Source organism: Mesorhizobium delmotii, from assembly GCF_900149755.1.
Taxonomy (GTDB): Bacteria; Pseudomonadota; Alphaproteobacteria; order Rhizobiales; family Rhizobiaceae; genus Mesorhizobium; species Mesorhizobium delmotii.
Genome location: NZ_FUIG01000026.1, coordinates 168,114 through 176,821 on the forward strand (window position 1 = coordinate 168,114; position 8,708 = coordinate 176,821).

Annotated in this window: 8 protein-coding genes; 5 read left to right on the forward strand and 3 right to left on the reverse strand. The window is 63.4% G+C overall.

Translation table 11 applies throughout. The features are described 5' to 3' along the window. Nucleotides 1-34: 34 nt before the first annotated feature. The gene (locus BQ8482_RS17470) at nt 35-676 is read right to left on the reverse strand and encodes an arylesterase (protein WP_123148771.1); all 642 of its coding nucleotides are present in this window, start codon (nt 674-676) and stop codon (nt 35-37) included. A gap of 77 nt (nt 677-753) precedes the next feature. On the opposite strand from BQ8482_RS17470, the gene BQ8482_RS17475 reads away from it, so the two are divergent. From BQ8482_RS17475 to BQ8482_RS17490, 4 genes are all read left to right on the forward strand, one after another. Further along, on the forward strand, nt 754-1,449 hold the full coding sequence (locus BQ8482_RS17475; protein WP_123148772.1) for an ABC transporter ATP-binding protein: 696 nt from the start codon (nt 754-756) through the stop codon (nt 1,447-1,449). Between the two features lie 224 nt (nt 1,450-1,673). Then, nucleotides 1,674-4,172 carry an ABC transporter permease gene (locus BQ8482_RS17480; protein WP_123148773.1) on the forward strand — a complete coding sequence of 833 codons (2,499 nt, stop codon included), beginning with the start codon at nt 1,674-1,676 and terminating at the stop codon, nt 4,170-4,172. A 241-nt stretch (nt 4,173-4,413) separates the two neighbouring features. After that, entirely contained in the window at nt 4,414-5,193 is a 780-nt protein-coding gene (locus BQ8482_RS17485; protein WP_095495795.1) for a Bax inhibitor-1/YccA family protein, read from the forward strand. 209 nt (nt 5,194-5,402) lie between these two features. After that, on the forward strand, nt 5,403-5,972 hold the full coding sequence (locus BQ8482_RS17490) for a GNAT family N-acetyltransferase (RefSeq protein ID WP_123148774.1): 570 nt from the start codon (nt 5,403-5,405) through the stop codon (nt 5,970-5,972). A gap of 4 nt (nt 5,973-5,976) precedes the next feature. Here BQ8482_RS17490 and BQ8482_RS17495 read toward each other — a convergent pair whose 3' ends face one another. Together BQ8482_RS17495 and BQ8482_RS17500 are read right to left on the reverse strand one after the other, a co-directional pair. Further along, nucleotides 5,977-6,363 (reverse strand): DUF2794 domain-containing protein, encoded by a 387-nt coding sequence (locus BQ8482_RS17495; protein WP_123148775.1) that lies wholly within the window; start codon nt 6,361-6,363, stop codon nt 5,977-5,979. A gap of 647 nt (nt 6,364-7,010) precedes the next feature. Then, nucleotides 7,011-7,805 (reverse strand): DUF1223 domain-containing protein, encoded by a 795-nt coding sequence (locus tag BQ8482_RS17500; RefSeq protein WP_123148776.1) that lies wholly within the window; start codon nt 7,803-7,805, stop codon nt 7,011-7,013. Nucleotides 7,806-7,982: 177 nt separating this feature from the next. On the opposite strand from BQ8482_RS17500, the gene BQ8482_RS17505 reads away from it, so the two are divergent. Beyond that, complete coding sequence (locus BQ8482_RS17505) at nt 7,983-8,660, forward strand: ceramidase domain-containing protein (RefSeq protein WP_123148777.1); 678 nt, start codon at nt 7,983-7,985, stop codon at nt 8,658-8,660. Nucleotides 8,661-8,708 lie beyond the last annotated feature (48 nt).

Here is an 8,708-nt window from a genome sequence, read left to right on the forward strand (position 1 = left end):
CGTCCCGGCGGAACGCGTAGCCTCATCCAGTCCTTCAAGAGTTGTCCTGAACCATGGCAATGACCTTTTCGACATCCGGCAAAATGCGCTCGACCATAAGGTCGACGCCTTGCGCATTCGGGTGCAGACCGTCGAGTTGCAAAGCCGGCTCGCCGGCCACGCCGTCGAGAAAGAACGGATAGAGCGGGACGCCGTATTTTTCCGCCAGTTTCGGAAAGATCGCGTCAAAGCTGTTCTGGTAGTCGGCGCCGAGATTGGGTGCGGCGCGCATGCCGGCCAGCAGCACGGCGATCTTGCGCTGCTTCAGCTTCGCCAGCATGGCGTCGAGATTCTTTTGGGTGATGGCGGGAGAAACGCCGCGCAGCATGTCGTTGGCGCCGAGCTCGAGGATGACAAGCTGCGTGCCGTCCGGCACCGACCAGTCGAGCCGCGACAGGCCGCCACTCGACGTGTCGCCGGAGACGCCGGCATTGGCGACCGTCACATCGTGGCCCTTGGCGCGAAGTGCTGCCTCAAGTTTTTGGGTGAAGCCTTCGTCCGGTCCGAGGCCAAAGCCCGCCATCAGGCTGTCGCCGAAGCCGACGATCTTGAAGGGCTCGGCGCGCGCCGACGAAATGGCGCCGCAAAATCCGAGGAAAACGATCAAGGCTGCGGCAAGAGTGTGTTTGAAAGCCATGCGGCAGGCCCCATATGACCGAGAACATTATACCAGCGGATTCTGGCCACCCCTTTCCCATATAGGACGATTTTATTTTGACAGAAACCGTCATCGCGCTGAAAAATGTATCGCTGACGCTCGGCGAAGGCGCGTCTTCCGTCCAAGTGCTGAAAGGCGTCAGCCTCGATGTGGCCGATGGCGAGGCGACCGGCATCGTCGGGCCGTCGGGCTCGGGAAAGTCGACGCTGCTGATGGTTTTGGCCGGGTTGGAAAGGGTCGATTCGGGTACGATACGAATTGCCGGAGAATTGCTGAACGGCAGGAGCGAAGACCAGATCGCATCGTTTCGAGGGCGAAACATTGGCATCGTCTTCCAGTCCTTCCACCTCATCCCCAATATGACGGCGCTCGAAAATGTCGCAGTGCCGCTGGAACTTGCCGGCCATGCCGATCCGTTCGGGGTGGCGGCGCGGGAGCTGGAGGCGGTGGGCTTGAGTGACCGCATCACCCACTATCCCGGCGAATTGTCCGGCGGCGAACAGCAGCGTGTGGCGATCGCCCGGGCGCTGGCGCCTTCGCCGCGCATCCTGATCGCCGACGAGCCGACCGGCAATCTCGACCAGACCACGGGACGGCAGGTCGCCGATCTTCTGTTCGCCAAGGCTGCCGAGCGCGGCATGACGCTGGTGCTGGTCACCCACGATCCGGCGCTTGCCGCACGCTGCTCCCGGCAGGTATCGATGCGGTCGGGCCGGATCGAGGGCGCGCCATTGCTTAAAGTGACGGCGTAGCGCAAATGGCTGACAAGATCCCCTCATCCGGCCCTTCGGGCCACCTTCTCCCCGCCGGGGAGAAGAGGCTGGCGCCGGCGTTGGCGACCTCTTCTCCGCTCGGGGAGAAGGTGGACGCCCACGGGTCTTGCCTTCGGCAAGCCCGAGGACAGGCTCCGCGGCCGGATGAAGCGGCCACTTGGGCGCGCACCTTTTCACTCGCCTTCCGCTTTTCGCTGCGCGAGATGCGCGGTGGGCTGTCCGGCTTCCTGATCTTCCTTGCCTGCATCGCGCTCGGCGTCGCGGCGATCGGCGGCGTCAATTCGGTGGCCCGGGCGATTACCGCCGGTGTCGCCAACGAGGGCCAGTCGCTGCTCGGCGGCGATCTTCGTTTCCAGCTCAATCAGCGCGCCGCGACGCAAGCCGAGCACGTCTTTCTTGACGGGCTGGGCACGGTCTCGCACAGCGCCAACATGCGTTCGATGGCTCGGCTCGAGGACGGTTCCGATCAGGCGCTGGTCGAGGCCAAGGCGGTCGATGGAGCCTATCCGCTCTATGGCGCGCTGGAGACCGAGCCGGCGCTGTCGAAGCAGGAATTGTTCGGCGAAAAATCCGGTGTTTTCGGCGCAGCAGCACCCGACCTTTTGTTCGAGCGGCTGAACCTTGGGGTCGGCGACCGGCTGAAGCTGGGCAGCGCCACCTTCGAACTGCGCGCCAGGCTCGTCAACGAACCGGACGCGGTGTCCGACGGCTTCGGCTTTGCGCCGCGGCTGATGATCTCGACGGACGGGCTTGCCGCTTCCGGTTTGATCCAGCCCGGCAGCCTGGTCGAGAACGCCTACAAGGTCCGCCTGCCCGGCGGCACCGGCGAGGCGGGCATAAAAGCCATTCAGGATCAGGCGGCGGAGGATTTTCCCGAGTCCGGCTGGTCGATCCGCACGCGCAGCAACGCAGCACCCGCGTTGTCCTCCAACATCGAACGGTTTTCGCAGTTCCTGACGCTGGTCGGGCTGACGGCGCTGGTGGTCGGCGGCGTCGGCGTCGCCAATGCGGTGCGCGCCTATCTCGACGGCAAGCGCGGCGTCATCGCCACCTTCAAGAGCCTAGGGGCTTCGGGCGGTTTCGTCTTTACCGTCTATCTGGTGCAGATCCTGATGATCGCCGGGCTCGGCATCACGGTCGGCCTTGTGCTTGGCGCGCTGATGCCGTTTGCGGCGAGCGCGGTACTCCAGTCGGTCATTCCGGTGCCGGCGGAAGGTGGGTTCTATCCCGGCGCACTCGGCATGGCGGCGCTGTTCGGGCTGCTGGTGACGCTGGCTTTCGCCTTGCTGCCGCTCGGCCGTGCGCGCGACGTGCCGGCGACGGCGCTGTTTCGCGAGATGGGTTTTGAGGGCCGCGGTTTTCCGCGCCCGCTCTACACGGCGGCGGCGCTCGGCATCGCGCTGCTCCTGGCGGCGCTGGCCATTCTGTTTTCCGGCGACCGCTATATCGCCTCGATCTTCGTCGGCGCCACCATTTTTGCTTTCCTGGTGCTACGCATCGTCGGCGCGCTGGTGCAGTGGGCCGCTAAAAAGAGCCCGCGCGTTGGCTCGACGGTGCTCAGGCTCGCCATCGGCAACATCCATCGGCCAGGTGCCTTGACGCCGTCGGTGGTGCTGTCGCTGGGGCTGGGATTGACGCTTCTGGTGACGCTGGCGCTGATCGACGGCAATCTCAGGCGGCAGATTTCCGGCAGCCTGCCGGAACGGGCGCCGAACTTCTTCTTCGTCGACATCCAGAGCAGCGACGTCGACGCGTTCTCTGCGCTGGTCGGCAGGCAAGCGCCGAAGGGCACGCTGGTCAAGGTGCCGATGCTGCGCGGCCGGGTGATGGCGCTGAACGGCGTCGACGTCGAAAAGGCTAGGGTTGCGCCGGAAGGGGCCTGGGTGCTGCGCGGCGATCGCGGGCTGACCTACGAGGCCAGTATTCCCGCGAATGCGACGCTGACCGAAGGCTCCTGGTGGCCGGACAACTATGCCGGCGAGCCGCTGGTGTCGTTTTCGGCCGAGGAAGGCGCAGAGATCGGGCTGAAGCTCGGCGACACCATCACCGTCAACGTGCTTGGCCGCAACGTGACGGCGAAGATCGCCAATTTCCGCCAGGTCGAATGGGAGACGATGGGCATCAATTTCGTCATGGTGTTCTCGCCCAGCACGTTTGCCGGCGCGCCGCATAGCTGGCTGGCGACGCTGACCGACAAGGGCGCGTCGCCGGCCGACGATGCCCGCCTTCTCAACGCCGTCACCCGTGCCTTTCCGGCGGTGACGACAGTCAGGGTCAAGGACGCGCTCGACATCGTCAACCGGCTGGTGGCGCAACTCGGCACTGCGATCAGGGCCGCGGCCGGCGTGGCGCTGATCGCCTCGGTGCTGGTGCTGGCCGGCGCGCTGGCCGCCGGCAACCGGGCCCGCATCCACGATGCAGTGGTGCTGAAGACGCTGGGCGCTACCAGGAAGACGCTGATCGCGGCCTTTTCGCTGGAATACATGCTGATCGGCCTCGCCACCGCGATCTTCGCGCTGGCGGCAGGCGGGATTGCGGCGTGGTTCGTTGTCGCGCGCGTCATGACGCTGCCGTCGCATTTCATGCCCGATGTGGCGGTGGCAACCATCATCTTTGCGCTGGTGGTCACGGTCGGCATTGGCCTCGCCGGCACCTGGCGGGTGCTGGGCCACAAGGCGGCGCCGGTGCTGCGCAATCTCTGATCTGCAGGCATCTGCAGGCTCAACGCGACCAGGATTCGGTTAAATCTTGTTAATGTTGGGCTTCGGAAGGCCGATAAATTCGGATTTTCGTGTCTTCACGAAGCATTACGCCCGGTTACGGTCTTGTTCTTGGCGCCAATAACCATCATATTTCGCCGCAGGCATGCTGGAGCCCCGCCAGCGGCGCCGCGGTCCAAATGGGCCGGACACCGGACGGGGCAGAAGCAATATGAGGATTTCCATGGCTGAACCCGTTCGCAATTATCAGACGCGTGCCGTGCCCGGCGCCGGCGTCGATGCTGCTATCGACCAGGGCCTGCGCGCCTATATGATCAAGGTCTACAATCTGATGGGGCTTGGCCTCCTCATCACCGGCCTCGCCGCGGTCGGAACGATCATGCTAGCCACCACCACCGATCCGGCTTCGGCGGTCGCCACGCTGCCGAATGGCGACATGCTGACCTCCTTCGGCTACGCGATCTTTGGTTCGCCGCTGAAATGGCTGGTGATCTTTGCCCCGCTGGCAGCGGTGATGTTCCTGTCGTTCCGTGTCCAGTCGATGAGCGTTTCGGCCGCGCAGACGACGTTCTGGGTCTATGCCGGCCTCGTCGGCCTGTCTCTGTCGTCGATCTTCCTGGTCTACACCACCGCCAGTATCTCGCAGACCTTCTTCGCCACCGCCGCCGCCTTTGGCGGACTGTCGCTCTACGGCTACACGACCAAGCGCGACCTTTCCGCGTTCGGTTCGTTCCTGGTCATGGGCCTGGTTGGTCTGATCATCGCGATGGTGATCAACATCTTCCTGCAGTCGTCGGCGCTTTCCTTCGCCGTTTCGGCGATCGGCGTGCTGATCTTCGCGGGTCTCACCGCCTATGACACGCAGAACATCAAGGAGATGTATTTCGAGGGCGACGAGACTGATGTCGCCGGCCGCAAGGCGATCATGGGCGCTCTGAGGCTCTATCTCGACTTCATCAACCTGTTCATGTTCCTGCTGCAGTTCATGGGCGACCGCCGATAGAGCCGGGTCCATCCCGATAAAGTCGGGATGGAGCTCTATCTTTTTGTTTGACCATGATCTTTTCCGAAAACCGGTTCCCACTTTTCGGGATCATGGTTTAAGGCAAGTCCCTGGACCAGTGAGTTTGGAAAGGGCGGCCCAACGGCCGCCTTTTTCTTCTGCCCCGGTCTTTGATGAAATGGCCGGCAGATGATTGACGTGCATAAATTATGAGCAGCATCACAATACGCGCCGCGACTTCGGCCGATCTCGATCGGATCACGGATATCTATGCCGACGCGGTGACCCATGGCACGGCGAGCTACGAGCTGGAACCACCTGATCGCGCCGAGATGGGCCAACGTTTCGATAGTCTGATGGCGGGTGGCTTTCCCTATCTGGTGGCGGAAAAAGACGGCATTGTGCTCGGCTATGCCTATGCCGGCGCCTTCCGGCCGCGGCCTGCGTACCGTTTTGTCGTCGAGGACTCCGTCTATGTCGCGCCCGAGGCCAAGGGCCATGGCATCGGGCTCAAGCTAATGCAAGGGCTGATCGAGGCGGCCAAGGCGGCGGGCTTCCGCCAGATCATCGCGGTAATCGGCGACGGTCGGCCGGACAGTGCCTCGGTGCGGCTGCATGAAAAGCTCGGCTTTCGTCATTCGGGCCGCCTGGAAGGCTCCGGCTACAAGCACGGACGCTGGCTCGACACGGTGTTCATGCAACTGCCGATCAATGACGGAGCTCTGGTTCCGCCCGATCCCAACTCGCTGCCGGAACGGAGATTCCGCCAGCAGCAATGAGTAGTTAGGCCTCGACCAGCTTCAGCGTGCGGTCGAAAACGCCGAGCACGCGGCCAAGTTCCTGGCCGCGCTTGAGAATACGGCCGCCGGCGGCAATGACGGCGAATGCGCCTTGCCGGCGCGCCAGCTTCGGATCCTTGACGATCTGGAACAGCGGCACCTCGCTGGTGCGACGAAAGACGGAAAAGACGGCGCGGTCGGTGAGATGGTCGATGGCGTAGTCGCGCCATTCATTGGCGGCGACCATGCGCCCGTAAAGCCTCAGGATCTGGTCCAATTCACGCCGGTCGAACCGCACCGGCTGGTCGAGGCGTTCGCCTCTTGCCTCATGCAGCGGGATCAGTATTGCGGATGCGTCCCCATCCTCCGTCCCGCTGCCGTGATCAGTCATGCCTCGATCCCTTCGAATGAATCTTACGCCAACCAAAGTTGGCGCTTTCGCCGTGGAATTGCAAGCCCAGCCGGACTAAGGCGGCGCCGCACCGTTTCCCCGGTGTCCAGTCACGTTTATAAAACGCCCGTTGGAATTGGTGATGCTTCGCCACAATTCTGCCTTCTTTTATCCGCGCTAATGCCCCAATGTCCGACGAATTTACGGGTGTTGCCTGAGACGGTTCGGTCCGGCACTGGCTCGTAAACCCCAAGCCCCCCGCCCACGGGTCTGCGTCGGATCGAACCAACCTCGGTTTTTCCTTGGGAAAAATCGGGTGCGACGATCCCAAAACCTAAATGACCGGCGTCAGAAGCAAGCTGACGTCGGTTTTTTAATGCCTGGATGAAAGTGGGATGCGCGCGGCTTCCCTTCTCCGCTTGTGGGAGAAGGTGGCCTCGCCCACGGGTCTTGCCTCCGGCAAGCCCGAGGACAGGCTCCGCGAGGTTGGATGAGGGGTGTTGGCAATTTCCTTGAAATCGCCGCCACCTCATTCCTTCCAGCACCCCTTCATCCGTCTCGGCGCTGCGCGCCGATCCACACCCGGGGCGAGTCGCGGGCCTCGCCCGCCCTTCGGGCCCTACAAGGGGAGAAGGAGAGGTCCCCGTTCAAGGCTTGTGGATCAAGGCGGCGCCGAGGATGGGACCCGGCAGGCCGTCCTTGCCCACCGATTGCAGCAGCACGGCGCAGCCGCCTTTCTTGGAAATCACGCTCATCGGCAATTCGTAGCGCTGCGCCTTGCCGTGCCACATGCCGGCGGTCTGGATGCCGGAGACGGCGTTCCAGTAAGTCATGCTGCGGCCGGTGTTTTCGCCCTTGCCGATCTTGATCGTCTGCGGCGGGTCGAAATAGACGATGACGACATGGGCATCGCTGGGGCCGGTCCCGGCATCGCCGGCGTCGATGGTGACGCGGTCGCTGGTCCGGCTGACCTTGATGCTGACCCGCATGCCTTCGCCTGATCCTTCCATGCGGGCGAGCGCGCCGTCGACTTCCTTGCGGCTGGCGCCGTTGACATGGCTGCGGCCATTGATGACGGCCTGCGGCGTATAGACCGAGCGGCTGCCGAAGGCGCGCATATACTCATATTGCCGCTCGGTGTTCTCCTTGCGGCTCAGCGTGTCCTTCCAACCGAGATAATCCCAGTAGTCGACATGATAGGCGAGCGCGACGATGTTCTCCTTGGTGGCAAGCTCGGCGAAGAATTCATCGGCCGGCAGGCAGGAACTGCAACCCTGGCTGGTGAAGAGCTCGACGACGCCCAAGGGCTGGTCAGTCGAGGCTTTGTCAGCCTGGGGTTTGTCGGCCTCGCCGGCAAGCGCATTGCCGGCAAGTCCAGCGCCGGCAAACACCGAGAGGGCCAGCGCCAATGCCGCAAGCCGCAATGGTCTTCGAGGTGTCATAGCCGTTTCGACTCCCGCCGGTGATGGCCGGCTTTATTCTGATTGGCGAAATATGTGGCAGAAGCGGCAGTCAACGGGAAGTCACGTTGCGGTGAAATTTTACCGCTGCAACCAACTGCAAGGGCGCAATAGGACGGCTACACTTCAGGGTAGATACCGATTCGGGCGACAATCAGCATGTGGCAAACTCTCCTGACGCCGGTCGACCTGTACTGCGAGCGGGTCGGGCCGGAGCTCTGGGCCGAGCCGGTCAACGCACTGACCAATCTGGCTTTTCTTGTCGCCGGGCTGTGGGGTGTCCGGGAGGTGCGCCGGCGTGGCACCGGCATCTTCGCCGAAGTGCTGGCCTGGTGGGTGGTGGCGATCGGCATCGGCTCGGCGCTGTTCCACACCTTTGCCAACCATGGCACGGTCTGGGCCGACGTGCTGCCGATCGCCGGGTTCACGCTGGCCTACACGCTGTTCAACCTACGCCGTTTCCTCGGCATGAAATGGGGCAAGGCGGTCCCCATCTTCGTCGCCTTCTATGCCGTCACCGGGTTGTTGACCTGGGCCGTGCCGGACTGGCTGCGCCAGGCATCGAACGGCACGACCGGCTATCTGCCGCCCTTCCTGGCGCTCGCCTTCTTCGGCGTCATCGTGGCGGCGAGCGGCAACCGTGCCGGCGGGTACAATCTGGCGGGCTCGGCGATCTTCGTCGTCTCGGTCATCTTCAGGATCATCGATCCGCTGGTCTGCGGCAGCTTCCCGCTCGGCACGCATTTCCTGTGGCACATCCTCAACGGGCTGATGCTCGGCGTGCTGCTGGCGGCGGCAGCGCGGTTCGGCAAGGGCAGTAGGGCAGTAAGGCAGTAAGGCAGTAAGGCAGTAAGGCAGTAAGGCAGTAAGGCAGTAAGGCAGTAA